Here is a 26,890-nt window from a genome sequence, read left to right on the forward strand (position 1 = left end):
GGAGGGATGTGGTGGAAAGGAACGTCCACCCACGGTGTTAATGTAAACGTCGAACGGCAGGAATGGATTGGCAATACAGTGGGTCAAGGAAGATACCGTATCACTTTGAATATTTTGATGAACCAAGGGGGTAAAAATTATTACTCCTCATTTAATAACTCCATCTGGAATTCGAATCTTCTACCAGACGGTATTCTCGCGATGGATCAGTCAAATTGTATGGAAGGATTTGTTCTTGATGCGCGAAGCCAGGATGTGAGCATTGGTGGCGGGACATTGAAAACGTATCTGGCTGCTGTGGGGGAGTATAGCGGAACACAAGAAATGAGGATCGTGGATGAAAACGATCCAGGAGCCCTTAGGCCAATCGCAGAAATAATGACTCCGCCGGGTATTTACATGGTCGGAGTATCGAATAATGGTGATTTTCAAATAACAAAATCTATCGATGTCATAGTGGATGCTCTAAATATATCACCGGGAAATTACACGGTTGGTATTCCATTGCAAACTGCTGGGGCAAGTTCATGGTTTATGTCAGGTACCAATAATTGGTGGGAGATCAATCCGGCAGGAGAGCCTGATTATACTCAAACGTTTTACCTGCCGCTGGATATTCGTATTGACGACACCGGTGAACCGGGTAATCCAGACGTTATTTGCTCCTTGTCTGCAACGGATATTACACTCTCTCACGGAAATGTTTTATACAGTAATGCACAAGGGAATATCAAAAAAGAGTCATTCGCTATTACCTGTGATGGTGAAACCACTGTAGACATTATCCTTCAAGGTAACAATAACACTCAGGGTTCCTATACAGAGGTCAACATGGGACCTGGTCCAGGTTTAACCAGTCAACTGTCTGTGTCGTTAGATCAAACAACCTGGTCCAGGACATTGGCGGGTGCGGTATTAATAAATGGTGCCTCCACTTTTTATTTGCAATCTAATTTACAGGCCGGTTCTGATCTCCTCCCTGGTTCCTATACGGGTTCAGCTGTAGCTATTGTAAATATCATTTAGTTATTTTCATCTATTCACTTAACAGTCTGTTGTTTGCCAGAATCGCGCATTCACGGAGTTTGTATTTCAGGAGATAAAAGCGTGATCATCGCAGGTAGAAAATCGTCCTCCGGCGCCAATAATCGCATGACGTTATGGCGTGCAATGGTGTTGATTATTAGCTTGGGGGGCACGGTTCAGGCGGCAGCTGAAGAATGTGATTTAGTTGATGCAACAAGCACCTGGTGGAAAGGAACCTCCATAGAAGGAGTCTATATGAACCTGGAAAAGCAGGAGTGGTTGGGTAACTCGGGCGGTCAGGGAAGATACCGGGTGACGCTAGACATCAGTATGAGTCAAGGCACCAAGTTTTATGATAACTCGCCAAACAATTTTAACTGGTCGTCAAATATCCTGCCACCGGGCTTAGTGCCTGAGGCTCAATTTAATTGTATGGAAGGGCATATTGTTGACGCACGTACCCAGGATGTGGGCGTCGGCGGAGGCATATTAAAAACGACCCTCTCTCCTGAAGGTGGTGGCAGCGGAACGCAAGAGATGAGAATTGTTAATGACAATGATCCTGGAGCGATCAGGCCCATCGAGGAAATATGGGTATATCCCGGATCATATATGATAGGAGTATCGAGTAATGGTAATTTTCAAATAACCAAAACAATTGATGTGTTAATTGATGCGCTGAACATCCAGCCCGGAAATTACACGGTAAGCATTCCACTGCAACTTGCTGGCACAAGTACCTGGTTTATGATGGGGGCCAATAACTGGTGGGCCACAAACCCAGCAGGAACACCTGAATACACACAAACTATTCATTTGCCACTTGATATCCGCATTGATGATACCGGCGAACCTGGTAACCCAGATGTTATTTGTTCTTTATCATCAACAGATATTGCCTTGTCGCATGGCAATGTTTTATATAACAACGCACACAGAAATATAAAACAAGAGTCATTTGCTATCACCTGTGATGGCGAAACCACCGTGGATATTACTCTCCAGGGTATGGATAACACTCATGATCCCTATACGGTGGTTAATATGGGGCCAGGTCCGGGTTTAAGCAGTTATCTGTCTGTATCGTTAAATCAAACCGATTGGGCAAGAACATTAACCGGGGCTGCATTAGTCAATGGGGCAACCACTTTTTATTTACAATCTGAGTTACAAGCCGGTTCTGATTTACTACCCGGTTCCTATACCGGTTCTGCGGTGGCAATCGTCAATATCTTGTAATCAGGCCAGGCCAGATGTGGACGCGGTCGGCGAATCGAAACTCGCTCAGGCCGCCCACAGAAAATGTTGCTGGCAGTGCGCTTAAACCAGTTCTGTTCATTCTGGAACCGAACTGGGGCTTCTTGTACCGTTACCTTTCTGCTTTTTCATTTTAATTTGCGTTACCTCACAATTATTAATCTTCAGCTTTCCTCGCGTTGACAGAAAAATAAAGCGGGAGTAGTCTCGCTTCTCGTGGTACCGCTCCCATGGGAAAATCAAAATGAAAAAAATTATAGAATTACTATCCGCTATTTATGATGACCCGTTAGATGAATCAGTCATTGATGCTTTTATTTCCAGGGTGAAGAAGGCCAAAGATACGAATCTGAAAACCCGTAAGCAGGGGTGGGATGAGCGTGATGTGGTGCTTATCACCTATGCCGATCAGTTTCATCAACAAAATGAAAAAACCTTAAAAACGCTGAATGATTTTTATCATCGCTGGCTAGCCAATAGTTTCTCCCACGTCCACTTACTGCCTTTTTACCCATGGTCATCTGATGATGGGTTTTCGGTTATTGATTATCATCAGGTTGATGCAGTATGTGGTGACTGGCAGGACGTTGCACAATTAAATAAATCAACCAGTCTGATGTTCGATTTTGTCTGCAACCATATATCGGCAAAAAGCCACTGGTTCACAGAATATCTTGCGGGAAATCCTGAATATCAGAATTTCTTTATTTCTGTTGACCCGCGGACAGATTTATCCACGGTTACTCGTCCGCGCGCGCTGCCATTACTCTCACCATTTACCCTGGCTGATGGCTCGCAGCAACATATCTGGACCACTTTTAGCGATGACCAAATCGACCTCAACTTTGCCAATCCACTGGTGTTGTTGGCTATGGTCGATGTCCTGCTGCGCTATTTGCAAGAGGGAGCCGATTATATCCGTCTTGATGCGGTGGGCTATATGTGGAAAACCATTGGCACGAACTGTATTCACCTGGAAAAAACCCACCAGTTGGTGAAGTTGTTCCGTGCGGTTGTGGACACCGTAGCACCTGGTACCGTATTGATTACCGAGACAAATGTCCCGCACAAAGACAATATTTCCTATCTGGGTAACGGCCATGATGAAGCTCAGATGGTGTATCAATTCCCTTTGCCGCCGCTGGTGTTACACGCGATCCATACCGGTTCTGCGCAGGTGTTAAGCCAGTGGGCAAACTCTTTATCTGATGCCACAAATGGCAATACGACATGGTTTAATTTCCTCGCCTCCCACGACGGCATTGGGCTCAATCCGTTGCGCGGAATATTACCGGAAGAAGATATTTTACAGTTGGTGAATCAACTTCAGGATGAAGGTGCACGAGTCAACTGGAAAAATAATCCTGATGGTACGCGCAGCCCCTATGAAATAAACGTCACGTATATGGATGCGCTAAACCGTCGGGATAGCAGTGATGAGGAACGTCTGGCCAGATTTATCCTGGCTCATGCCATATTGCTTGCATTTCCGGGTGTCCCTGCCATTTACGTGCAAAGTATTCTGGGGTCACGTAATGATGAAGCCGGAGTCGAGCGCCTGGGTTATAACCGCGCTATCAACCGTCAGAAATATGAACGGCATGCAATTGAAAGCCAGCTGCTGGATGAAAATAGTTTACGCCAGCAAGTGTATAAACAATTATCTCATCTGATCAATGTTCGTAAAAATCACCGGGCATTCCATCCTGACAGCAGTTTTATTACGCAATGCATTAATGGCAGTGTGTTAGAAATAAAACGAACCTCGAAAGAGGGAAATCATGTTACGGCATTATTCAATCTGAGCCATCATCGCCAACAGATTACTCTGCCAGGTAATAATATTCAGGATTTAATTTCCGGTATAAAAATTAACGGAAAGCAATCTTACGAAATACAACCTTATCAGGTGTTGTGGCTTAGCTATTAATATAAAGGAATAACCATGAAAACGAAAAAAGCAGTGCTGTTAACAGCACTGGTAGCCGCTGCTTTGCTCTCAGGATGTAAGCAAGACGATTCTGAGCAGGTCACTATTGAATTTATGCATTCGTCGGTTGAACAGGAACGCCAGGCGGTCATCACCAAATTGATCGCTCGTTTCAGCGAGGAAAACCCACAAATCATCGTTAAGCAGGTGCCTGTCGAAGAAGACGCCTATAACACCAAAGTGATCACCCTGGCACGTTCCGGCGCGCTGCCCGAGGTTATCGAAGTCAGCCACGATTACGCCAAAGTGATGGATAAAGAGCAGCTTATCGATCGTGATGCCATCAAAACCGTGATTTCAGGCGTCGGCGAAAGTAGTTTCTACGATGGCATTTTACGCGTGGTGCGCACCGAAGACGGCAGTGCTTTTACCGGTGTGCCTATCAGCGCCTGGTTGGGCGGCATCTGGTATCGCAAATCCGCGCTGGCGAAGGCCGGAGTGAACGAACCCACCAACTGGACGGAATTGCTCAACGCGGCGCGCGTCATGACCGATAGCGCCCACAAGAAATACGGTATTGCGCTGCCCACGGCTGAAAGCGTGATGACCGAACAAACCTTCTCGCAATTCGCGCTCTCAAATGGTGCCAACGTCTTTGATGCTGCCGGAAACGTCACCGCTAACTCACCTGAAATGCTGACCTCGCTCAATTATTACCGCGAGCTGGCGCAGTACACCATGCCAGGTTCCAACGATGTGATGGAAATAAAAGATGCCTTTATGAATGGCACCACCTCGATGGCGGTTTATTCCACCTACATCTTGCCAGCTTTCTATAAAGACGGTTCACCGCAGGATCTCGGCTTCGTAGTGCCTACGGAAAAATCCCCGGCGGTGTACGGCATGATCACCTCGCTGACCATTACCGCCGGGCAAAGCAAGCCAGAAACCGAAGCGGCACAGAAATTTATCTCATTCATGGAGACTGCGCAGAACTCGGCTGATTGGGTGCTGATGTCACCTGGTGCGGCATTACCGGTCACTAAAGCCGTCGCACAAACCGACAGCTACAAAAATAACGAGGTAATCAAAGCCTTTGGCACGCTTCCCGCCGAACTGATTGCCCAATTCCCGAACGTGCAGGTCTTTGGCTCAGTGGGGGAGAAAAACTTTACCCGCATGGGCGACATCACCGGCTCAGCCATTTTGAGTGAAATGGTCAACCAGGTCACGGTGGGTAAACAAGCCACCGCTCCGGCACTGGATAACAGCCAGCAGCGCATCGTCGAATTGATGAAACAACACTGAAATCACAGGATAAGTCACTATGAAGAAGTGGTTCTCAGGCCGCTCTGATATGCCATTTGCCATGATGCTACTCGCCCCCAGCTTGTTATTGCTGGGGGGATTAGTGGCCTGGCCGATGCTATCGAACATCGAAATCAGTTTTTTGCGCTTGCCGCTTAACCCGAACATCAGCTCGCGGTTTATCGGGCTGGAAAATTACCTCAACATCCTGAGCGATACGGCGTTCTGGCACTCGCTATGGACCACGTTCTGGTACACCGCGCTGGTAGTTCTTGGCAGTACAGGGTTAGGGCTGGGCGTGGCGCTGTTCTTTAACCGCGAGTTTCGGTTACGTAAAACAGCGCGCTCGCTGGTGATCCTTTCTTACGTGACACCGTCAATCTCTTTGGTGTTCGCGTGGAAATATATGTTTAACAGCGGCTACGGCATCGTGAACTATCTCGGCGTCGACATGCTGCATCTGTTCAACGAAGCGCCGTTGTGGTTCGACAACCCCGACAGCAGCTTCTTTTTAGTAGTGCTGTTCGCCATCTGGCGCTACTTCCCATATGCGTTTATCTCATTCCTGGCGATTTTGCAGACCATCGACAAATCGCTGTACGAAGCGGCTGAAATGGACGGGGCGAACGGCTGGCAGAAATTCAAAATTGTCACGCTGCCAGCCATTATGCCGGTACTGGCAACGGTGGTGACGCTGCGCACCATCTGGATGTTCTACATGTTTGCGGATGTCTGGTTGTTAACCACCAAGGTCAACATTCTCGGCGTCTATCTCTATAAAACGGCCTTTGCCTTTAATGACTTAGGAAAAGCAGCCGCCATTTCCGTGGTGCTGTTCGTCATTATCTTCGCCGTCATCTTGCTGACCAGAAAACGGGTGAATCTTAAATGACCGCTAATCATCGCAAACTGTTAGGGCGCGTGGGCTTTTACTCTGGGCTGGCATTGTTCCTGGCAATCACGCTATTCCCGTTCTTTGTCATGCTGATGACTTCGTTTAAAAGTCCGAAAGAGGCCATCTCGTTGCATCCGACCATCTTCCCGCAAGAGTGGACGTTGCAGCATTACATCGACATTTTTAACCCAACCATCTTCCCGTTTTTGACCTACTTCAAAAACAGCCTGGTGGTATCGCTGACTTCCTCTGCCATTGCGGTGTTGATCGGCATCCTGGGCGCATATGCACTTTCCAAATTGCGCTTTAAAGGGCGGATGACCATCAACGCCAGTTTCTACGCGGTGTATATGTTTTCCGGCATTTTGCTGGTGGTGCCATTGTTCAAAATCATCACCGCACTGGGGATTTACGATACCGAACTGGCGCTGATCATCACGATGGTGACGCAGACCCTGCCAACTGCGGTCTTTATGCTGAAAAGCTACTTCGACACCATTCCGGATGAAATAGAAGAAGCAGCGATGATGGACGGCTTAAACCGCCTGCAAATCATCTTCTACATCACCGTGCCGCTGGCGATTTCCGGGCTGGTTTCGGTATTCGTCTACTGCTTTATGGTGGCGTGGAACGACTATCTGTTTGCCTCTATTTTCCTCTCCAGCTCGGCAAACTTCACGCTGCCAGTCGGCTTAAGCACGCTGTTCAGCACCCCGGATTACGTGTGGGGAAGAATGATGGCGGCCTCGCTGGTGACTGCATTGCCAGTGGTGGTGATGTACGCACTTTCCGAACGCTTTATTAAAAGCGGCCTGACTGCAGGCGGCGTTAAAGGTTAAGCAGGTTCATTTGCACTGTTTTGTAGGGTGGATAAGCGCTGCGTCATCCACCACAACATTTAATTACTGGAGTTAAAAATGAAGAAGTTAGTCGCAACCGCACCGCGTATCGCGGCCTTAGTGGACTATGAAGATCGTGCCGTACAGGCACACGAAGTGAAAATCAAAGTGGCCTTCGGTGCGCCAAAACACGGCACCGAAGTGGTGGATTTCCGCGCCGCCAGCCCGTTTATCGACGAAGAATTTTCGACGGAATGGAATATGTTTGTGCCACGCGCAGAAGGTGCAGCCCGTGGTATTGAATTTGGCAAATTCCAGCTCGGCAATATGGTCGTCGGTGAAGTCATCGAATGCGGTGCTGACGTCACCGAATATCAAATGGGCGACCAGGTTTGCACTTACGGCCCATTACAGGAAACGGTTATCGCCAACGGCGTTAACAACTACAAACTGCGCAAAATGCCTGCCGGAGCGAGCTGGAAAAACGCGGTTTGCTACGATCCGGCGCAGTTCGCCATGAGCGGTGTGCGCGATGGCAATGTGCGGGTAGGGGATTTTGTAGTAGTCGTTGGCCTCGGTGCTATTGGCCAAATTGCCATTCAACTGGCGAAAAAAGCTGGTGCATCCGTCGTGATTGGCGTTGACCCTATTGCGCATCGTTGTGAAATAGCCAAACGTCACGGCGCAGATTTCTGCCTGAACCCGATTGGCACCGACGTGGGCCTGGATATCAAAAAGATCACCAATAAGCTTGGCGCGGACGTGATTATCGAAACCAGCGGCAACGACCAGGCGCTGCAAGCCGCACTGCGCGGTATCGCCTACGGCGGCACCATCTCTTACGTTGCTTTTGCCAAACCTTTCCATGACTTCAACCTGGGTCGCGAAGCTCACTTCAATAACGCCAAAATCGTCTTTTCCCGCGGCAGTAGCGAACCAAATCCGGACTATCCGCGCTGGGATCGTAAGCGTATTGAACAAACCTGCTGGGAGCTGTTGATGAACGGTTATCTGAATTGCGAAGACCTGATTGACCCGGTAGTAACATTCCATGACAGCGCCGAAAGCTACATGAAGTATGTCGATAAGCATCCGGATTTGAGCATCAAGATGGGCGTAACCTTCTAATTTCCCGTCGTCTTTCAAGTTGCAGATATGTTGGCTGCTTTCGTGCATCCCAGTCACTTACTTGAGTAAGCTCCAGGGGATTTACTCTCTTGCCGCCTTTCTGCACCTCGAAATACTTAGGGAAATATTTTCAGGAATAATTAAGGAATAAATCATGAAAATCGGTACTCAAAATCAGGCGTTTTTCCCGGCAGATATTCTGGAAAAATTCAAATACGTCAAAGCGATGGGCTTCGATGGCTTCGAAATCGACGGCAAACTGCTTGTCGAAAATGTGCAGGCAGTGAAAGCGGCGATTGCCGCTACTGGTTTGCCGGTCACTACCGCATGTGGCGGTTACGATGGCTGGATTGGCGACTTTATTGAAGAGCGTCGTTTGAATGGCCTGCAACAAATTACCCGCATTCTTGAAGCATTGGCGCAAGTGGGAGGCAAAGGGATTGTGGTTCCAGCGGCATGGGGCATGTTCACGTTTCGCTTGCCGCCAATGAACTCACCGCGCAGCCTGGCAGGGGATCGTAAAGCGGTTAGTGATTCGCTGTGTTATCTGGATGAAGTCGCGGCACGTACCGGGACCACGGTTTACCTCGAACCGCTTAACCGTTACCAGGATCATATGATCAACACTCTGGCCGATGCGCGTTCGTATATCGAAGAAAACCAGCTAAAACACACGCAAATAATCGGTGATTTCTATCACATGAATATCGAAGAAGACGACATCAGCACGGCGTTTCATGCTAACCGTGACCTGCTTGGTCATGTGCATATTGCCGACAACCATCGTTACCAGCCAGGCAGCGGCAGCATCGATTTCAAAAAGCATTTTGAACAACTTCGCGCGGATGGCTATGACGGTTACATCGTCTACGAAGGACGCATTCGCGCGGAAGATCCGGTGGCGGCGTACCAACAGTCGTTGCAATTTTTGCGTACCTGCTAAGAGGCAACGTGAGATGAGTCGAAAACTCAGGGTGGCTATTATCGGTGGTGGGCAGGTCGCTCAAACCGTCCATGCGTCGTATTACCTGACAAGAAGTGAACTGGAACTGGTGGCTGTCGTTGATAGCCACACCGGTCGTGCGCAGGCGCTGGCAGACAAACTCGGTATCCCACATGCCTTCAGCGATGCAGATGAAATGTATCGCACATGTGCGCCCGACATTGTCAGCGTCTGCACGCCGAACCGTTTCCATCATCAACATGTGATGCAGGCGCTGGAGCACAACTGCCATGTGATGTGTGAAAAGCCACCGGCCATGACGCCGGAGCAAGCGGCTGAAATGCGCGATGCTGCCCGCAAAGCCGGGAAAGTGTTGGCCTACGATTTTCACCACCGTTTTGCCAGCGACACGCAGTTTTTACGCCAACAAGTGGTTGCCGGCACGCTCGGCGAAATTTATGTCACCACCGCTAAAGCGTTGCGCCGCTGCGGTGTACCGGGCTGGGGTGTTTTCACCAATAAAGAGTTACAGGGCGGCGGGCCGCTTATCGACATCGGTATTCATATGCTCGATGCCGCAATGTATGTGCTCGGTTTTCCGGCGGTGCGGCGGGTATCGGCGCACTCGTTCCAGAAGCTTGGCACCCGTAAACACAGCGGGCAATTCGGTGAGTGGGACCCAAAAACCTACACCGTAGAAGATGCGCTGTTCGCCACTATCGAGTTTCACAACGGCGGTATCCTGCGTCTTGAAACTTCGTTTGCGCTGAACATTGCCCAGCAATCGGTGATGAATGTGGAATTCTGTGGGGTAAACGCGGGGGCCACGCTGTTCCCGGCGCATATCTACCAGGATGAAGCTGGAGAGCTGGTGACGTTGTCACAAAGAGAAACCGCTGACAGCCAGCGCCATTTCAAAAGTATGCAGGCGTTTGTCGATCATGTCCTTGGTGAGCCAGTCAGCATCGCGGATGCCGAGCAGGGCTACCTTATTCAGCAACTGGTTGCGGCGATTTATCGCGCAGCGGAATCAGGAGCGAGCATCGATTTATGAGCACTCTTACCCGACTGCAAGACCTGCAATTTAGCCAACACACGCTGAATAAATTTGCCACCTTAATGGCCGCTGGAAATGGCTATCTGGGGCTACGGGCCTGCCATGAAGAAGCCTACACCGAGCAGACTCGCGGTATGTATCTGGCGGGGTTTTATCATCGCAGTTCAGCCGTAGAAACCACCGAACTGGTGAATTTGCCTGATGTGCTGCAAATGCGCATCGAACTGGATGGCGAAATATTTACCCTGCTTTCAGGGACGGTGACTGATTATCATCGCGAACTTGATTTGGCTTGTGGAGAACTGCGTCGCAGCCTGGTGTGGCATGCGCCAAACGGTAAACGTTATCAGATCGTGTGCCAGCGATTCCTGTCGGCGGCACAGCATTCGTTGTTGTGCACGCGTGTGGCTATTACGCCGCTCGACGACAATGCGCGGGTCACCATCAGCACCGGTATTGATGCCACCCAAACTAATTCGGGCCGTCAGCATCTGGATGAAACCAGTGTCCGGGTCTTTGAACAGCGGTATTTACAGGGTTGTTATCGCACTCTGGACGGCAGCAATGAAGTGGTGATTAGCAGTTTCTGTGCCTTGCCAGCGGAGAGTTGCAGCAGCTTTTATGCGAAGAACCGCCGTCTGACCCAGCACTGTAGCGGCAAGGTAGCAAAAGGCCAGACATTCGAGTTGGTGAAAACCAACTGGATTACCAGCTCGTTAGATAGCGACTACCACGCAGCCAGTTGCAGCGAACAGGCGTTGAACAAGCTGATGCAGTGTGTGGAACGGGGTTATGAGCAACTGCTGGCCGAGTCCAACCAGGTTTGGGAGACATACTGGCAACGCAGCCGTGTGCAGCTTGAAAGCCAAAATAGCCAGGATCAAATTGCGTTAGATTTTGCGTTGTATCACCTGTTTGCGATGACCCCCGCGCATAACGAGAAATGCAGTATTGCGGCGAAAGGGCTGACCGGCGAAGGCTACAAAGGCCATGTTTTCTGGGATACCGAAGTGTTCTTGCTGCCATTCCATCTGATGACGCAACCAGAAATCGCTCGCCAGTTGTTGAGTTATCGCTGGCATAACCTCGCGGGCGCACTGGCGAAAGCGCGCAAAAATGGCTGGCAGGGCGCATTGTTCCCGTGGGAAAGCGCCTGGTCCGGGGAAGAAGAAACACCAGAGTTTGCGGCAATTAATATCCGTACTGGCTTGCGCCAGAAAGTCGCCTCAGCCGTGGCTGAACACCATTTGGTGGCAGATATTGCCTGGGCGGTAGACGCATATTATCAAGTCACCGGCGACGATGGCTTTATGCGTGAACGCGGAGTGGCGCTGTTGCTTGAAACCGCATGTTTCTGGATGAGCCGCGCAGTTGAGGCTAATGGCAGGCTGGAACTGCACGATGTCATTGGGCCAGACGAGTACACCGAGCATGTTGATAACAACGCCTATACCAACTATCTGGCGTATCACAACGTTGAACGAGCCAGGCACTATTTACAGCAGTTTGCGTTACCGGACGACGATTTCATCCGCCAGGCCGATCGTTTCCTTGCACGTATTTGGTTGCCTGAAGCCCGTGAAGACCATGTTATTGCGCAAGACGACAGCTTCTTCAGCAAACCGACCCTTGATCTCACAAGCTATAAAGAGCTGCAGGGCACTCAAGCTATCTTGCTGGATTACTCACGCGCTGAAGTTAACGAGATGCAAATCCTTAAACAGGCGGATGTGGTGATGCTGGCCTACATGTTGCCGTGGCAGTTTACGCCAGCCCAACTGGCAGCCAATCTCGATTACTATGAACCGCGCACCATTCATGACTCTTCGCTCAGCAAAGCCATTCATGGCGTCATTGCTGCACGTTGTGGACGCCGTGAACAGGCATATCAATTCTGGCAGCAGGCATGTCTTATCGATCTCGGTGATGAACCGCACAGCTGTGACGACGGCATTCACGCCGCCGCGACCGGCGCAATCTGGCTCGGTGCGGTGCAGGGTTTTGCTGGGCTAACCGTGGAATGTGGAGAATTGCATCTGAACCCATGTTTGCCCGAACAGTGGCAATCCATCTCGCTGCCGTTTGTCTGGCAAGGGGCGCGCATCCAACTGACGTTAACTCACCAACAGTTGAGCGTGACTTCATCGTCCGAAAAACCGATCAATCTTCACCTTGGCAACACCGCGCTGCAAATCACGAGGGCTGCAACTTTTTCGCTGGCTGATTTTTTCACACCTTTAACTGGGAGCGGTACCACAAAAGGAACACCACTATGAAGCCTGAAGCAGTAATTTTTGATTTAGACGGCGTGGTGACGGACACCGCTCATTTGCATTTCCTGGCATGGCGGCAGGTTGCTGGTGAAATTGGTATTGAGATCGACGAGCGGATTAACGAGCAGCTCAAAGGTATCAGCCGCATGGATTCCCTGGCGCGCATTTTGCGCAGCGGGGGAGCAGAGCAGCGTTTTGACAGCCAGGCAAAAATCAAACTTGCCGAGCGTAAAAACACGCTCTATGTCGCGTCACTTCAGCACCTCGATCCTGCGGCGATATTACCGGGAATTGCGGCGTTGCTCGAAGAACTTCACCACCAGCATATTCGTGTCGGGCTGGCTTCTGTTTCCTTGAATGCGCCACGCATTCTGCAAGCGTTGCGGCTTAAAGGTCAGTTCGATTTCTGCGCGGACGCCAGCCAAATCGAGCATTCAAAACCCGACCCTGAAATCTTCCTTGCCGCTTGTGCAGGGCTGGGTGTCGAACCGGCCAGATGTATTGGCATTGAAGATGCACAAGCGGGAATTGAGGCGATTAACGCCAGCGGCATGCTCTCGGTAGGGGTTGGCTCGGGGCTTGAACACGCCGATTTGCTTCTGCCGACGACGGCAGAATTGAACTGGCCACTTTTGCAAACATTCTGGTTAACCAAACACAGTGCACACGCGGTGTGAAAAAAGGAACAAGTGATGGCACAACTCTCGTTGCAGCACATTCAAAAGATTTATAACAACCAGGTTCATGTGGTGAAAGATTTCACCCTCGAAATCGAGGACAAAGAATTTATCGTGTTCGTTGGGCCATCGGGCTGCGGAAAATCGACCACTTTGCGGATGATTGCCGGGCTGGAAGAAATCAGTGGTGGCGAACTGTTGATTGATGGCGTGTGCATGAATGACGTGCCTGCCAAGTCGCGCGGTATCGCTATGGTGTTCCAGAACTACGCGCTGTATCCGCATATGTCGGTTTACGACAACATGGCGTTCGGGCTGAAGATGCAGAAACTCGACGCCAACATTATTGATGAACGCGTACAGTGGGCCGCCTCTATTCTGGGGTTAAAAACCTACCTCGACCGTAAACCTGCTGCTCTTTCCGGTGGGCAACGCCAGCGCGTGGCGCTAGGACGCGCCATCGTACGCGAAGCCGGTGTATTTTTGATGGATGAACCGCTATCCAACCTGGATGCGCGGTTGCGAGTACAAATGCGTGCTGAAATCAGCAAGCTCCATCAAAAACTGAATACCACCATGATCTACGTGACCCACGATCAGACCGAAGCGATGACCATGGCAACGCGCATCGTTATCATGAAAGATGGCATTATTCAGCAGGTTGGGGCGCCTAAAACGGTTTATAACCATCCGGCCAATATGTTTGTTGCCGGGTTTATTGGCTCGCCATCGATGAACTTTATTCGTGGCACACTGGATGACGGCTGCTTTGTCACTGAAACATTAAAGCTGCCTATCCCGGATGATAAATATGCGGCAATGAACTTAGCTAATTATCAACATAAACCAGTGATATTGGGTATTCGCCCTGAGGATATTATCCCGGTGTTACAGGATAAAGGCATTGACGCTCATATTACGGTGGCTGAGCTAACCGGAGCGGAGTTTATGTTATACGCCACCGTAGGTGGCCATGAATTAACCTTACGCGCCAATTCAGATAGTGATTATCGGGCTGCACAAAATATAAAAATAACGTTCGATATGAATAAAAGTCATTTCTTTGATTCTGAAACTGAATACGCGATTAACTAATAATATTCTGTACCCTGCCGGGAATTAACACTCCCGGCTTTTTCTCTCTGTGTAAATTTTACAAGGAATACAAAAATGAAAAAGCTAATGCAATGCACAGTGCTTATTGCCTGTGCAGGAGCGGCCTGCGTGCAAGCTGCGGAAAATAACGGCTGGAATTATAATATTGGTGCGATGTACGAAATAGAAAACGTTGAAGGTCAGGGTGAGGACAAAGATGGATTATATGAACCCTCTGTCTACTTTAATGCCAGCTATGGTGACTGGTCTATCGCATTAACCATGTATCAGGAAGGTTCGGCGGATTACAGCGACTTATCCCGTGGTACTTACTTTAACCGCCCGGAAATCGATATTCGTTATCAAATTGTCGACAATGATGACTGGTCATTAGGTTTCACTGGCGGCATGCGTAATTACGGCTACCATTTCAAAAATGATGATGGTTCCAGCAATGGTACGGCAAATACCCAGCGTTATAAATTCCAGCCGGACTGGAATGTGAAAATTAACCCTGACTGGAGTTTCAGCGGTTGGTTGGCATACTACCGCTTTGATAACGATCTTGACCAGACCGGCTATTCCGACAGCCGTGTTGAAACGGAAACGGGGTTCAGCTGGCGAATTAATGAAACCGTTACATTACGCACTAACTACTATTTAGAACGCGGCTTTAATACCGATAGCGATAAAAATAACGGTGAGTTTTCTACCCAGGAAATGCGTATCTATCTGCCGATTGCGCTTGGCAATACCACTTTGACGCCATACACCCGTCTGGGGCTGGATCGCTGGACGAACTGGGATTGGTCTGAGGATATTGACACTGAAAACCATGACTATAATCGTCTGGGTTTATTGTATGCCTATGATTTCCGGAACGGCCTGTCAATGACGCTGGAGTATGCATTCGAGTGGGAAAACCATGACGAAGGTGATAATGATAAATTCCACTATGCAGGTATTGGTGTGAATTACGCGTTTTAAGTTTCGGATTTCGCTGCGCTTATCCGACCTACGAAACTGTTTAGCCGTTGTAGGTGGATAAGCGATAGCATTATCCACCATTTTGAAGTGAATAAATCTCAGGAGATAGAGCCCGTCAACGTGATCTTTGTTGGAATTAATGTTCTGGGAGCGGCATACTTTCCGGAAATTCTCTCAAACAATAGCGCGCTACCGGCAGTGCCTAATTCCAGTGTCGGGACTTCAATTCCTCCTGGCGGTGGGGAGAGCAGAAAACTCAACATGTCGTTGCTGTATCCCACTACTGAAAGCTGCCCGGGGATCTTAATGCCTTTTTCTTGGGCGATACGGTAGATACTCATTAACTTCAGGCTGTCGGTGGCGAATATCGCATCAGGAAGATCCAGATGGCTCAATAATTGTTGAGCAGCTTCAAGTGCTGTTTCATTAGTATAGCCACCATCAACGACCCACTCTTCAGGCAAACTAATATTTTGCTCAAGCAGGCAATCTCTGAACCCAGCGAGCCGGTCTACCGAAACGTGATAATCAAGCGGGGCATGAATGCAGGCTATTTTACGATGCCCGTTATTGATTAGTGTTTGGGTTAACGCAATGCTGTCGCGATAATTATCCGTATCCACCGAACAAACATGCTTGAACTCACCATCTACTTTCCCAATCACGACCACAGGAATCGCGTACTGATCCAGTTCCTCGAAGAAAGATTCATCAGTGGGGGAGCTGAGCATAATAATGCCCTTGATCATTTTTTGCTTAATTTTACTGACACACTTTTGCAGGTCTTCTTTACTATTTTTGGATGTCTGCAATATGACGTCAAATCCTTCTTGTTCTGCCCTGGCGGTAATAGCATGCAGGACTTCAGAGAAAAATGGATTTCCTGCGGTCGTTTTGGTTGAGCGAGTTGAGATAACCATAATCGCGTCAAAACCCGATGAAGTCAGGGCGCGCGCTAATTTATTAGGCTGGTAATTTAACTCTTCAATCGCTTTTAAAACACGTTCAAGTGCTTCAGGGGAAATATTAGTCTGCTTATTAAGCACCCGCGATACGGTTGATTTAGAAACGTTCGCCAAACGGGCAATATCATAAATGGTGGGCGACATGACTGAACCGGTCCTGTTCTGCGCCAAAAGATAACGCATATTACTTAAGCTCGATGAGGCTGTCTATGCATGATACGCCGCCTTCAATTGGCTATAAAATTGAGCTATACCCTTTGATTTGCCACTATTTACCCCCATAACCTCCCTCATAACAGCTTCAAAAGGGTGCAACCAGGACGCAGATGAACAGAATCAAGAATGAAATAAATGCCCTGATGAACCGGGGCGTGGACCGACATTTACGTCTTGCCGTCACGGGTTTAAGCCGTAGCGGCAAGACAGCGTTTATTACCGCGATGGTGAATCAATTACTGAGCGTACATAACGGGGCGCGTTTGCCGTTGCTCAATGCGGTGCGTGAAGAAAGACTCCTTGGCGTGAAACGTGTTCCCCAGCGCGACCTGGGTATTCAACGTTTCACTTATGATGAAGGGCTGGCGCAACTTTACGGTTCGCCGCCGAACTGGCCAACGCCGACTCGGGGTGTCAGCGAAATGCGCCTTGCGTTGCGCTATCGCTCAAACGATTCGTTGTTACGCCATTTCAAAGACACCTCGACGCTGTATCTGGAAATTGTCGACTACCCTGGCGAATGGTTGCTGGATTTGCCTATGCTGGCGCAAAACTACCTGAGCTGGTCGCGTCAAATGACCGGCCTGTTGCAGGGCGATCGCGCTGAATGGTCCGCACTTTGGCGCAAATTATGCGAAGGGTTAGACCCGCTCGCACCAGCCGATGAAAACCGCCTGGCGGCGATTTCAGAAGCCTGGACTGACTATCTGTTGCGCTGCAAACGTGAAGGTTTGCACTTTATCCAGCCTGGCCGCTTCGTGTTACCCGGCGACATGGCGGGAGCGCCAGCACTGCAATTTTTCCCGTGGCCGGATGTGGACGCGGTCGGCGAATCGAAACTCGCGCAGGCCGATAAAACCACCAACATTGGCATGCTGCGCGCGCGCTTTGATTACTACTGCGAAAAGGTGGTGAAGGGCTTTTATAAAAACCACTTCCTGCGTTTTGACCGCCAGATTGTGTTGGTGGATTGCCTGCAACCGCTCAATAGCGGTCCGCAAGCGTTTAACGATATGCGTCTGGCTCTGACGCAACTGATGCAAAGTTTCCATTATGGCCAACGCACCCTGTTCCGCAGGTTGTTTTCACCGGTTATCGACAAGCTGTTGTTTGCCGCGACAAAGGCCGACCACGTTACGGTTGATCAACATGCCAACATGGTGGCGCTGCTCCAGCAACTGGTGCAGGACGCCTGGCAAAATGCCGCGTTCGAAGGTATCGACATGGACTGCATGGGTCTTGCCTCGGTGCAAGCCACACAGAGTGGCCTGGTTGATGTGAAAGGAGAGCAAATTCCGGCGCTGCGTGGGAACCGTTTAAGTGATGGCGAGCCGCTGACGGTTTATCCTGGTGAGGTTCCAGCGCGTTTGCCTGGTAGTACCTTCTGGGAGAAACAAGGTTTTCAGTTTGAACAGTTCCGCCCACAAGTCATGGATGTGGACCGGCCAATGCCACACATTCGGATGGATGCGGCACTGGAGTTTTTAATTGGGGATAAATTGCGATGAACGAACCATTAAAACCGCGTGTCGATTTCGCGCAACCGTTGGATGTGGAACAAGAACCGAGTTTCAAAGCCGCGCATGCTTTTAGTGAGCCGGAAGCTGAAAAGTTTACTCCCGTCTTAAATTCGCTGGATGAAGTGGAAGATGAAGGGCAGGCCGAAGCGGTTATTGAAGCCGCGTTACATCCTAAACGCAGTATATGGCGGCGCATGGTTCAGGTGGGCCTTGGGCTGTTTGGTGTCAGCGTGGTGGCGCAAGGCGTCCAGTGGACGCATAACGCTTTTGTTACGCAAGACTGGATAGCGCTCGGCGGCGGCATCGCCGGTGGGTTAATTATCGCCGCGGGTGTCGGTTCGGTGGCAACGGAGTGGCGTCGTTTATGGCGTTTACGCCAGCGTGCAGAAGAGCGCGATGAAGCACGTGATTTGATGCACAGTCACGGAATGGGTAAGGGCCGGGCATTTTGTGAAAAGCTGGCGCGCCAGGCTGGGCTTGATCACGGGCATCCGGCACTACAACGCTGGTATGCCGCGATTCATGAAACGCAAAACGACCGCGAAGTAGTTGAGCTGTACGCACGTTTGGTGCAGCCCGTGCTTGATAACCAGGCGCGTCGGGAAATCAGCCGTTCGGCTGCGGAATCGACCTTAATGATTGCGGTCAGCCCGCTGGCGCTGGTGGATATGGCGTTTATCGCCTGGCGTAACTTGCGCCTGATTAACCGCATTGCCACGCTGTATGGCATCGAATTGGGCTATTTCAGCCGTATACGTTTGTTCCGCCTGGTGTTGTTGAATATCGCCTTTGCCGGTGCCAGTGAACTGGTGCGTGAAGTGGGTATGGACTGGATTGGCCAGGATCTGGCGGCACGGCTTTCCACGCGTGCAGCGCAGGGAATTGGCGCGGGTTTACTGACAGCGCGCTTGGGGATTAAAGCGATGGAGCTGTGCCGCCCGCTACCGTGGATTGACGGTGATAAACCGCGGCTCGGGGATTTCCGCAAGCAGCTGTTGGTGCAGCTCAAAGAGACCATGAACAAAAAGCCCAATACACCTTCGTAACACGGGTACGCGCCAGCCACTGTCATTGGTCGTTATGTAAATGACGGATGACAACGGTGGATGACGCTGGCGCTTATCCGTCCTGGAATTGTACAACCCTCCCGTATCATCAGCTTATCTGTCAACTTTTCTTCACACATCACTTTAGACTGCCCGGTATCTGGGGTATCATTAGTATCCCCAATGACTCCGTAATTTGCATTTGAAGGACACCTCCATGCGTCTGGAAGTCTTTTGCGAGGACCGCCTTGGTCTGACTCGAGAATTACTTGATTTACTTGTGCTGCGTAGTATCGATTTGCGAGGGATCGAAATTGATCCAATTGGGCGAATTTACCTGAATTTCTCTACCCTCGATTTCGACACGTTCAGCAGTTTAATGGCTGAAATCCGCCGTATTCCTGGGGTCACGGACGTGCGTACTGTGCCGTGGATGCCTTCTGAGCGTGAGCATCGTGCGCTGAGCGCTTTACTTGAAGCGCTGCCAGAGCCGGTACTTTCGCTGGATATGAGAAGCAAAGTGGAGCTGGCGAACCCGGCAAGCTGCACGCTGTTTGGGCAAAACGAAGACAAACTGCGTAACCATAACGCTGCCAGCCTGGTGAACGGTTTTAACTTTATGCGCTGGCTTGAAAGTGCGCCGGTTGAGTCACATACCGAACATGTGGTGATCAACGGGCAAAATTTCCTGATGGAAATCACGCCGGTTCATTTGGATAACGAAAACGACGGTCCTTCGCTGGTTGGTGCGGTAGTAATGCTGCGCTCCACGGTGCGTATGGGTCGCCAACTGCAAAACCTCTCCAATACCGATGTGGGTGCATTCAGCCAGATTGTCGCCGTCAGCCCGAAAATGCGCCATGTCGTCGAGCAGGCACACAAACTGGCCATGCTAAACGCGCCGCTGTTGATTGTTGGTGACACCGGCACCGGTAAAGATTTGCTGGCGCATGCTTGCCATCTTGGTAGCCCACGAGCGCAAAAACCTTATCTGGCACTGAATTGTGGTTCGATGCCTGATGATGTGGTTGAAAGCGAGCTGTTTGGCCATGCGCCAGGCGCTTATGCGAATGCTGTAGAAGGTAAAAAAGGCTTCTTTGAACAGGCGAATGGCGGTTCCGTCCTGCTGGATGAAATTGGCGAAATGTCACCGCGCATGCAGACTAAGCTGCTGCGTTTCCTCAACGATGGAACCTTCCGTCGGGTAGGTGAAGAGCATGAAGTCCATGTTGATGTGCGGGTGATTTGCGCGACGCAAAAGAACCTGATTGAGATGGTACAAAAAGGGGAGTTCCGCGAAGATCTCTATTATCGCCTGAACGTCCTGACGCTGAATTTGCCGCCGCTGCGCGACAGACCGCAAGACATCATGCCGCTGACTGAGCTGTTTGTGGCACGGTTTGCCGATGAACAAGGGGTGCCGCGTCCGAAACTCTCTAATGATTTGAGCAATGTGCTCACGCGTTATGGCTGGCCGGGCAACGTGCGTCAGTTGAAAAATGCGATTTATCGCGCATTAACCCAGTTAGAAGGTTACGAACTTCGTCCACAAGATATTCTGCTGCCTGATTTTGATACCGCGAGTTTGGTGGTTGGGGAAGAGGCGATGGAAGGGTCGCTGGATGATATTACCAGCCGTTTTGAACGCTCGGTGCTGACGCAGCTTTATCGTACTTATCCAAGTACGCGTAAACTGGCTAAACGCCTTGGCGTTTCACATACCGCGATTGCGAATAAATTGCGTGAATACGGCTTGAGCCAAAGAAAAACAGAGTCGTAAGAATAATGCCCCTGGTTAGCGGGGCATTCGAGACTGATGACAAACCTTTTCGTAGGTCGGATAAGCGGAAGCGTCATCCGACAAAACTGGCGAAAATGGTGGCCACTCTACAACACCTGTTTCGTGACCTTTGTCAGCCATCTGGACAATGCCCCCGGTTAGCGGGGGCATTCACACTTAAGCCTGAAGGGCTTCCAGTGCTGCGGTATAATCCGGCTCGTTAGTAATTTCATTCACTAACTGGCTGAATACCACTTCATTTTTCTCATTAAGAACCACAACCGCACGAGCAGTCAGGCCTTTCAGTGCGCCTTCAGAAATACCCACACCGTACGCCTGCTGGAATTCCGGGTTACGCAGAGTAGACAGCGTAATCACGTTGCTCAGGCCTTCAGCGCCGCAGAAGCGAGACTGTGCAAATGGCAGATCTGCAGAAACACACAGCACAACTGTGTTATCCATTTCAGTCGCCAGTTGGTTGAATTTGCGCACGGAAGCGGCGCAAACGCCGGTATCGATGCTTGGGAAAATGTTCAGTACTTTACGTTTTCCATCGAACTGGCTCAGTGCAACATCAGAGAGATCTTTTGCTACCAGAGTAAAAGCTTCAGCTTTGTTGCCAGTTTGTGGGATTTGACCTGCAACCGCTACAGGGTTGCCCTGGAAATGAACGATTTGTGACATGTTTGATTTTCCTTTTTACATATAATTAACGCCGCGAACAGTGTATGTCAGTATTCAGCTTCTGAATATAAAAAACTGATACTGCAAGTGAAAGTGTTCTCTGGCTATACTCAGTGAATGTCCTGGAACACTGGAAAAACAATGAGAACAGTTAAGGTTTATCAAGAAGCCTGGCCGCTTCACACGCCTTTTGTGATTTCACGCGGTACCCGTAGCGAAGCCGTAGTCGTGGTGGTGGAGCTTGAAGAGGATGGAATTAAAGCCGTAGGCGAGTGCACACCGTATCCACGCTATGGCGAAAGCGTTGCTTCTGTCCTGGCTCAAATTACTACCCTGATTCCTGAGTTAGAAAAAGGGATGACGCGAGTGCAATTACAGGCCGCACTTCCAGCAGGCGCGGCACGTAACGCCATCGACAGCGCGTTGTGGGATTTGGAAGCCCGGCACAGTAAACGTACCCTGGCGTATATGGCCGGTGTTGAATTACCAGAGTTGGTCACCACGGCGCAAACCGTCAGTATTGCTGAACCAGAGCAAATGGCGGCAGCCGCAAAACTGTTATGGGACAAAGGCGCACGTTTGCTGAAAGTCAAAATTGATGACCGGTTGATTACTGAGCGCATGGTGGCGATTCGTGCAGCAGCCCCGGAGGCTGTCATTATTGTTGACGCTAACGAAGCCTGGCACAGTGAAGGTCTGGCAGCGCGTTGCCAGTTGTTGGCTGATTTGAATGTGGCGATGCTTGAGCAACCATTACCCGCAGGGCAAGACAGCCAGCTGGCAAACTTTATTCACCCATTACCGATTTGTGCCGATGAAAGCTGCCATACGCGTGAAAGCCTGGCGGCGCTGAAAGGGCGCTACGAAATGGTGAATGTGAAGCTGGATAAAACCGGTGGGTTAACCGAGGCGCTGGCGTTAACGCAAGCGGCGCGTGAGCAAGGGTTTGATGTGATGCTCGGCTGCATGTTGTGCACATCACGGGCCATCGCCGCCGCATTGCCGCTAGCGGCGAAGGTCCGTTTTGCCGATCTCGATGGTCCAACCTGGCTGGCCGTTGATGTCGAGCCAGGGCTGCACTTCGAAACCGGCAAACTTTATCCGTAAATTTCTATGACTTCTGCCAATGCAGTAAGCCCATCATGGCATCCAGATACCGCTCACTCGCTTCGTCAGCTGAGATGGGCGGGAATTCTGCGGTAATACACGGTAAGCCTAAATCTGCGCACCAGCTGCCAAATGAACCGGGCGTTTCGTAGCCTACGCTGGTCACCAGCGGTAATTCAAACGCTTTGGCAAGCCAGGCTCCGAGCACCGAGTTATCAGGATCTTCGATACATCCCAGTGGGTCATGGAAAGAGACAATCCACGCGGGCTGCAAGGTGTGAATTAACTGGCACAGCGCTGCGGTTTCCGGTTCGGACGCCGGTTTTTTACCCGTCGACAGCACGACATCACGTTTGTCAGCGCTACTGTTCCAGCGATAAACCGTTTCGCCCGATTTCCAGTTGGCAGCCGGGAAATTTCGATTCAAATCCACTCCGTTGGCATTGGCGCGCAAACCCAACTGGCAGCCGTCAGGATTCACCGCTAGCACCACATGATGGCGGCGATGTTCAGGCTCAAGAGTGCGCAGTGCGCAGGACAGCGTGACCATCGCTGCGTTTTCATCGCCATGTGTTCCGGCAATGATCAAACCGCTGCGTTGCTCACTGGGTGCTGCTGGGAACCAGATAAGCGGAGCGCCGAAAACTGATTTTCCAAAGCGTTCGCTTCCTGGAGGGAGATGTCCTCGTTGCGGGCGAGGGCGATGACCGGGCATAAATGTCCTTACTGTGACGAGTTGCAAGACATTATTAATAGCAGTGTTTAGTTAAAATCTCATCTGAAACAACTGTATGCCAGGCCATTATGTATCTTAAGGCTGGGTATCCGGCCACCTCACTTTCAAATGGAGACAGCTTAAGAGGTTTAAAAAATGCGTTTAAACGGTGCGCAAGAAGAATGCGAAATTATGCCCGCAGGAAGAGTAAAAAGGTCATTTGAGTGAGATGCTCCACATAAATTGCATCTTGGCGGGGTGTTTTTCTTATTGGCAAAACAAGTAATTGCGCTACATTAATGGTTCGATCTGGGCAAGGTATTACTCTTACAAAAATAAACAACTAAAGGGGCACTGATGAGAAATCGGTTTCGTATCACCACTTGTGCATTAACACTCGCTTGCTCGTTTTCACAGGCCTGGGCAGCAGATATTCCTGCAGGGACACAACTTGCCTCCGACCAGAGTCTGGTGCGCCATATCAAAGATGAGCCCGCTTCTCTGGATCCGGTAAAAGCGGTGGGATTACCAGAAATTCAGGTCATTCGCGATCTGTTTGAAGGCCTGGTAAACCAAAATGAAAAAGGGCAACTGGAGCCTGGTGTGGCCACCAAATGGCAAAGTAATGACAACCGCACCTGGACATTTACTTTACGCAATGACGCACGTTGGTCGGACGGTACGCCAGTCACAGCACAAGATTTCGTCTATAGCTGGCAGCGGCTGGTTGACCCAAAAAACACTTCACCTTTCGCCTGGTTTGCCGCCCTTGCGGGTATCAATAATGCGCAAGCTATCATAGATGGAAAAATGCCAGCCGATAAACTGGGTGTAACGGCAGTCGATGCCAGAACATTGCGCATCCAGTTGGATAAACCGGTGCCATATTTCCCGAATCTGACGGCCAACTTCTCGTTCTATCCAGTACCCAAAGCAGTGGTAGAGAAATTCGGTAACGACTGGACCAAACCCGGTAATTTGGTGGGCAATGGTGCGTACACCCTGAAAGACCGTGTTGTGAACGAAAAACTGGTCGCGGTGCAGAACAAAAATTACTGGGATAACAGCAAAACGGTCATTACTCAGGTGACCTTTATTCCGATTAACCAGGAGTCGTCAGCGACCAAACGTTACCTGGCAGGGGATATCGATATCACCGAATCCTTCCCAAAAAATCTCTACCAAAAGCTGCTAAAAGATATTCCAGGCCAGGTTTATACGCCGCCACAATTAGGAACGTATTACTACGCGTTTAATACCCAGAAAGGGCCAACCGCTGATGCACGCGTTCGCCTGGCTCTGAGCATGACCATTGACCGTCACATCATGGCAGATAAGGTGTTGGGTACCGGTGAGAAGCCAGCGTGGCGCTTTACCCCTGATGTGACCGCAGGCTTTAAACCAGAACCTTCACCATTTGAGCAAATGAGCCAGGAAGAGGCCAACGCTCAGGCAAAAACCTTGCTGCAAGCGGCAGGTTATGGTCCCAACAAACCACTTAATCTGACACTGCTGTACAACACTTCGGAAAACCATCAGAAGATTGCTATTGCGGTGGCATCTATGTGGAAGAAGAACCTTGGCGTGGACGTGAAACTGCAAAACCAGGAATGGAAAACGTATATCGACAGCCGTAATACCGGCAATTTCGATGTTATTCGTGCGTCCTGGGTTGGTGATTACAATGAACCATCTACCTTCTTGTCACTGTTAACTTCTACTCACAGCGGTAATATTTCGCGCTTCAATTCGCCGGAATATGACAAGCTGATGCAACAGGCAAGCCAGGAAACAACGGATGTTGCGCGGAATAAAGATTACAACCAGGCTGAGCGAATCATTCAGGAACAGGCGCCAATCGCCCCGATTTATCAATACACCAATGGTCGCTTGATCAAACCGTGGCTGAAAGGTTATCCGATTAATAACCCTGAAGATGTCGCGTACAGCCGCACCATGTATATCGTGGCACATTAACCAGTAACACTACGCTTATCCGCGCGACTAAAAGGGCGGATAAGCCTTAGTAAACTGCGTTTCAGGAGGTTGAGGTTGCGTAGCCGCCGACAATAAACCAGGTGATGAAGACGATTGCAGCAATGATGATCGCAATAGGAAACAGAACGCCAATTTTCATTTTTATCTCATTTGTCAGTTAGAAAAAATTTGCCACTGGTTGCGGCCCGCTTCTTTGGCTTTATACAACGCCGCATCGGCTTGAGCGATAAAACGCGTTGCGTTAGTCGCAGGTGTTAAATTTGTAATACCCAGGCTTATGGTTACATAAGGTGCGACAGGCGAGGCGGCATGTTGAATCGCCAGATCCTGGATATTTTGTTGGATTCGTTTTGCCACTTCAATGGCCTGCTGCTGATTGGCTTCAGGCAGCAATATAATAAATTCCTCTCCGCCAAAACGTGCGGCAACATCATGTATTGAACGTGTTGCAGCCTCAAGGCATTTTGCAATCTTCACCAGACACTCGTCACCCGCCTGATGCCCGTAATGGTCGTTATATTTCTTAAAATAATCGACATCCAACATAATTAACGATACGGACGTACCGCATTGCTCGTGGCGTTGCATTGCTTTATCCAACAGCAAGTGGAAAGAACGGCGATTGGCAAGGCCAGTCAGTGGGTCGTGGTTCGCCAGATTCTGTAATTGCTTAATCAGTACTCTGTTTTCTTGCTCGCGGTTGATGGCCAACACAAACCAGCCGCGTAAAATCCGGCGACCAGACTCAAAAAGACAGGCCAGCAGCACGTAGAGTAAGGCATTGAGTACGGTCAGTTCTGAGGGGTAGACAAAATTACATATCAGAATCACCACCCAAATAGGCAAAGTGAAACTGAGCAACACGCGGCCATCAAAATAAAGTGAAATTAGCGCAGTGAAAATCAGTAACGCCGCGAAGGGAAAAACAATCCGTGAATCACCGCTGGCGAGAAACAAGTAAAAACAGCCCACCCATAACGCGCTGATGCACATTAGGGCTCCGTGCAGAAACTTGCTCAACCACTCCGCATATTGATCATGGGCCATACGCAGAATAAAAATTGCCGACGATGCAATAACCAGAATCAGCGCCATGATGATTTCCATAGCGGGGTAAGACTGCGTAATACTGGCCACTTGCTTCAGTGGTGAGAAATAATGACGGCCTAATATAAATAAACAGAACAATAGGTTAACCCATAGAAACCATGGGCCGCTCACGGTGATAGCGCGCTGTCGCATGCTCTTAAGGCGAAAGTCTAAATCAGGACTCTCGTTACGTCTTTCTCGCAAAGCTTATCTCCGTATGCCGCTTTGGCATTGCAATATTTAAAAAACCAACAGAAATGTAACATTATTTATTGAGCAAATTCAGCGTGTTTGCCTATTTTTCCGAGTTACATAACAAAAGAAGACGGCTAGACTAACTGCATTAATGTGGTCA

At 49.8% G+C, this 26,890-nt stretch carries 23 protein-coding genes; 18 read left to right on the forward strand and 5 right to left on the reverse strand.

The annotated features are described in order from the left end of the window. The 13 genes from MES37_RS01180 to MES37_RS01240 all read left to right on the forward strand — a co-directional run. Positions 1-1,026, forward strand: a 1,026-nt coding sequence (locus MES37_RS01180; protein WP_237929912.1) for an MrpH family fimbial adhesin, incomplete at its 5' end; no start/stop codon positions are given. Between the two features lie 81 nt (positions 1,027-1,107). Beyond that, positions 1,108-2,265, forward strand: coding sequence for an MrpH family fimbial adhesin (locus MES37_RS24850; protein ID WP_237929913.1), 1,158 nt, complete (start codon positions 1,108-1,110; stop codon positions 2,263-2,265). A 262-nt stretch (positions 2,266-2,527) separates the two neighbouring features. Continuing rightward, positions 2,528-4,213 carry a sugar phosphorylase gene (locus MES37_RS01190; RefSeq protein WP_237929914.1) on the forward strand — a complete coding sequence of 562 codons (1,686 nt, stop codon included), beginning with the start codon at positions 2,528-2,530 and terminating at the stop codon, positions 4,211-4,213. Positions 4,214-4,228: 15 nt separating this feature from the next. Then, the gene (locus MES37_RS01195; RefSeq protein ID WP_064546443.1) at positions 4,229-5,521 is read left to right on the forward strand and encodes an ABC transporter substrate-binding protein; all 1,293 of its coding nucleotides are present in this window, start codon (positions 4,229-4,231) and stop codon (positions 5,519-5,521) included. Positions 5,522-5,540: 19 nt separating this feature from the next. Continuing rightward, positions 5,541-6,413: a carbohydrate ABC transporter permease gene (locus MES37_RS01200; protein ID WP_237929915.1), complete on the forward strand. Its 873-nt coding sequence runs from the start codon at positions 5,541-5,543 to the stop codon at positions 6,411-6,413. Then, complete coding sequence (locus MES37_RS01205; protein ID WP_064546447.1) at positions 6,410-7,255, forward strand: carbohydrate ABC transporter permease; 846 nt, start codon at positions 6,410-6,412, stop codon at positions 7,253-7,255. Before MES37_RS01200 ends, MES37_RS01205 begins: the two co-directional genes overlap by 4 nt. A gap of 78 nt (positions 7,256-7,333) precedes the next feature. Further along, a complete protein-coding gene (locus MES37_RS01210) occupies positions 7,334-8,383 on the forward strand; it encodes a zinc-dependent alcohol dehydrogenase (RefSeq protein ID WP_064546450.1) in 1,050 nt (349 codons plus the stop codon). Between the two features lie 154 nt (positions 8,384-8,537). Next, on the forward strand, positions 8,538-9,326 hold the full coding sequence (locus MES37_RS01215; protein ID WP_237929916.1) for a sugar phosphate isomerase/epimerase family protein: 789 nt from the start codon (positions 8,538-8,540) through the stop codon (positions 9,324-9,326). A gap of 13 nt (positions 9,327-9,339) precedes the next feature. Further along, positions 9,340-10,380, forward strand: coding sequence for a Gfo/Idh/MocA family protein (locus MES37_RS01220; RefSeq protein ID WP_064546454.1), 1,041 nt, complete (start codon positions 9,340-9,342; stop codon positions 10,378-10,380). Further along, a complete protein-coding gene (locus MES37_RS01225) occupies positions 10,377-12,659 on the forward strand; it encodes a glycoside hydrolase family 65 protein (RefSeq protein ID WP_237929917.1) in 2,283 nt (760 codons plus the stop codon). Before MES37_RS01220 ends, MES37_RS01225 begins: the two co-directional genes overlap by 4 nt. Continuing rightward, positions 12,656-13,333 (forward strand): beta-phosphoglucomutase, encoded by a 678-nt coding sequence (gene pgmB / locus MES37_RS01230; protein ID WP_133521522.1) that lies wholly within the window; start codon positions 12,656-12,658, stop codon positions 13,331-13,333. The genes MES37_RS01225 and pgmB overlap by 4 nt, the downstream gene beginning before the upstream one ends. Positions 13,334-13,348: 15 nt before the next feature. Further along, positions 13,349-14,428: an ABC transporter ATP-binding protein gene (locus MES37_RS01235; RefSeq protein ID WP_064546460.1), complete on the forward strand. Its 1,080-nt coding sequence runs from the start codon at positions 13,349-13,351 to the stop codon at positions 14,426-14,428. A gap of 75 nt (positions 14,429-14,503) precedes the next feature. Next, positions 14,504-15,415 (forward strand): OmpG family monomeric porin, encoded by a 912-nt coding sequence (locus MES37_RS01240; protein ID WP_232885825.1) that lies wholly within the window; start codon positions 14,504-14,506, stop codon positions 15,413-15,415. A gap of 98 nt (positions 15,416-15,513) precedes the next feature. On the opposite strand, the gene MES37_RS01245 is transcribed toward MES37_RS01240, so the two are convergent. After that, on the reverse strand, positions 15,514-16,524 hold the full coding sequence (locus tag MES37_RS01245) for a LacI family DNA-binding transcriptional regulator (RefSeq protein ID WP_237929918.1): 1,011 nt from the start codon (positions 16,522-16,524) through the stop codon (positions 15,514-15,516). Between the two features lie 182 nt (positions 16,525-16,706). On the opposite strand from MES37_RS01245, the gene MES37_RS01250 reads away from it, so the two are divergent. The 3 genes from MES37_RS01250 to tyrR all read left to right on the forward strand — a co-directional run bounded on the left by MES37_RS01250 (position 16,707) and on the right by tyrR (position 20,942). After that, the gene (locus MES37_RS01250; protein WP_064546467.1) at positions 16,707-18,104 is read left to right on the forward strand and encodes a YcjX family protein; all 1,398 of its coding nucleotides are present in this window, start codon (positions 16,707-16,709) and stop codon (positions 18,102-18,104) included. After that, positions 18,101-19,162: a TIGR01620 family protein gene (locus MES37_RS01255; RefSeq protein WP_237929919.1), complete on the forward strand. Its 1,062-nt coding sequence runs from the start codon at positions 18,101-18,103 to the stop codon at positions 19,160-19,162. The genes MES37_RS01250 and MES37_RS01255 overlap by 4 nt, the downstream gene beginning before the upstream one ends. Positions 19,163-19,379: 217 nt before the next feature. Next, positions 19,380-20,942: a transcriptional regulator TyrR gene (gene tyrR / locus MES37_RS01260; protein ID WP_064546470.1), complete on the forward strand. Its 1,563-nt coding sequence runs from the start codon at positions 19,380-19,382 to the stop codon at positions 20,940-20,942. Positions 20,943-21,119: 177 nt separating this feature from the next. Here tyrR and tpx read toward each other — a convergent pair whose 3' ends face one another. Next, positions 21,120-21,626, reverse strand: a complete 507-nt coding sequence (tpx, locus tag MES37_RS01265) for a thiol peroxidase (protein ID WP_064546472.1) — start codon at positions 21,624-21,626, stop codon at positions 21,120-21,122. Positions 21,627-21,767: 141 nt separating this feature from the next. On the opposite strand from tpx, the gene ycjG reads away from it, so the two are divergent. Continuing rightward, positions 21,768-22,733, forward strand: a complete 966-nt coding sequence (gene ycjG / locus MES37_RS01270; RefSeq protein WP_237929920.1) for an L-Ala-D/L-Glu epimerase — start codon at positions 21,768-21,770, stop codon at positions 22,731-22,733. 4 nt (positions 22,734-22,737) lie between these two features. On the opposite strand, the gene mpaA is transcribed toward ycjG, so the two are convergent. Then, positions 22,738-23,448, reverse strand: a complete 711-nt coding sequence (mpaA, locus tag MES37_RS01275) for a murein tripeptide amidase MpaA (RefSeq protein WP_064546478.1) — start codon at positions 23,446-23,448, stop codon at positions 22,738-22,740. Between the two features lie 357 nt (positions 23,449-23,805). Between mpaA and MES37_RS01280 the strand changes: the two genes are divergently transcribed. Then, a complete protein-coding gene (locus tag MES37_RS01280; RefSeq protein WP_064546480.1) occupies positions 23,806-25,425 on the forward strand; it encodes a peptide ABC transporter substrate-binding protein in 1,620 nt (539 codons plus the stop codon). A gap of 61 nt (positions 25,426-25,486) precedes the next feature. On the opposite strand, the gene MES37_RS01285 is transcribed toward MES37_RS01280, so the two are convergent. Both MES37_RS01285 and MES37_RS01290 read right to left on the reverse strand, forming a co-directional pair. Beyond that, positions 25,487-25,585, reverse strand: a complete 99-nt coding sequence (locus MES37_RS01285) for a YoaK family small membrane protein (RefSeq protein ID WP_157092951.1) — start codon at positions 25,583-25,585, stop codon at positions 25,487-25,489. Positions 25,586-25,599: 14 nt separating this feature from the next. Further along, a complete protein-coding gene (locus tag MES37_RS01290) occupies positions 25,600-26,688 on the reverse strand; it encodes a GGDEF domain-containing protein (protein ID WP_121813537.1) in 1,089 nt (362 codons plus the stop codon). Between the last annotated feature and the right edge of the window lie 202 nt (positions 26,689-26,890).

Origin of the sequence: Buttiauxella sp. S19-1 (assembly GCF_022134725.1) — a bacterium.
In the GTDB taxonomy this organism is placed as follows: Bacteria; Pseudomonadota; Gammaproteobacteria; order Enterobacterales; family Enterobacteriaceae; genus Buttiauxella; species Buttiauxella ferragutiae.

Coding starts and splice junctions, on each gene's coding strand:
- MES37_RS01190 (WP_237929914.1), top strand. CDS start 2,528: ATGAAAAAAATTATAGAATTACTATCCGCTATTTATGATGACCCGTTA.
- MES37_RS01195 (WP_064546443.1), top strand. CDS start 4,229: ATGAAAACGAAAAAAGCAGTGCTGTTAACAGCACTGGTAGCCGCTGCT.
- MES37_RS01200 (WP_237929915.1), top strand. CDS start 5,541: ATGAAGAAGTGGTTCTCAGGCCGCTCTGATATGCCATTTGCCATGATG.
- MES37_RS01205 (WP_064546447.1), top strand. CDS start 6,410: ATGACCGCTAATCATCGCAAACTGTTAGGGCGCGTGGGCTTTTACTCT.
- MES37_RS01210 (WP_064546450.1), top strand. CDS start 7,334: ATGAAGAAGTTAGTCGCAACCGCACCGCGTATCGCGGCCTTAGTGGAC.
- MES37_RS01215 (WP_237929916.1), top strand. CDS start 8,538: ATGAAAATCGGTACTCAAAATCAGGCGTTTTTCCCGGCAGATATTCTG.
- MES37_RS01220 (WP_064546454.1), top strand. CDS start 9,340: ATGAGTCGAAAACTCAGGGTGGCTATTATCGGTGGTGGGCAGGTCGCT.
- MES37_RS01225 (WP_237929917.1), top strand. CDS start 10,377: ATGAGCACTCTTACCCGACTGCAAGACCTGCAATTTAGCCAACACACG.
- pgmB (WP_133521522.1), top strand. CDS start 12,656: ATGAAGCCTGAAGCAGTAATTTTTGATTTAGACGGCGTGGTGACGGAC.
- MES37_RS01235 (WP_064546460.1), top strand. CDS start 13,349: ATGGCACAACTCTCGTTGCAGCACATTCAAAAGATTTATAACAACCAG.
- MES37_RS01240 (WP_232885825.1), top strand. CDS start 14,504: ATGAAAAAGCTAATGCAATGCACAGTGCTTATTGCCTGTGCAGGAGCG.
- MES37_RS01245 (WP_237929918.1), bottom strand. CDS start 16,524: ATGTCGCCCACCATTTATGATATTGCCCGTTTGGCGAACGTTTCTAAA.
- MES37_RS01250 (WP_064546467.1), top strand. CDS start 16,707: ATGAACAGAATCAAGAATGAAATAAATGCCCTGATGAACCGGGGCGTG.
- MES37_RS01255 (WP_237929919.1), top strand. CDS start 18,101: ATGAACGAACCATTAAAACCGCGTGTCGATTTCGCGCAACCGTTGGAT.
- tyrR (WP_064546470.1), top strand. CDS start 19,380: ATGCGTCTGGAAGTCTTTTGCGAGGACCGCCTTGGTCTGACTCGAGAA.
- tpx (WP_064546472.1), bottom strand. CDS start 21,626: ATGTCACAAATCGTTCATTTCCAGGGCAACCCTGTAGCGGTTGCAGGT.
- ycjG (WP_237929920.1), top strand. CDS start 21,768: ATGAGAACAGTTAAGGTTTATCAAGAAGCCTGGCCGCTTCACACGCCT.
- mpaA (WP_064546478.1), bottom strand. CDS start 23,448: ATGCCCGGTCATCGCCCTCGCCCGCAACGAGGACATCTCCCTCCAGGA.
- MES37_RS01280 (WP_064546480.1), top strand. CDS start 23,806: ATGAGAAATCGGTTTCGTATCACCACTTGTGCATTAACACTCGCTTGC.
- MES37_RS01285 (WP_157092951.1), bottom strand. CDS start 25,585: ATGAAAATTGGCGTTCTGTTTCCTATTGCGATCATCATTGCTGCAATC.
- MES37_RS01290 (WP_121813537.1), bottom strand. CDS start 26,688: ATGCGACAGCGCGCTATCACCGTGAGCGGCCCATGGTTTCTATGGGTT.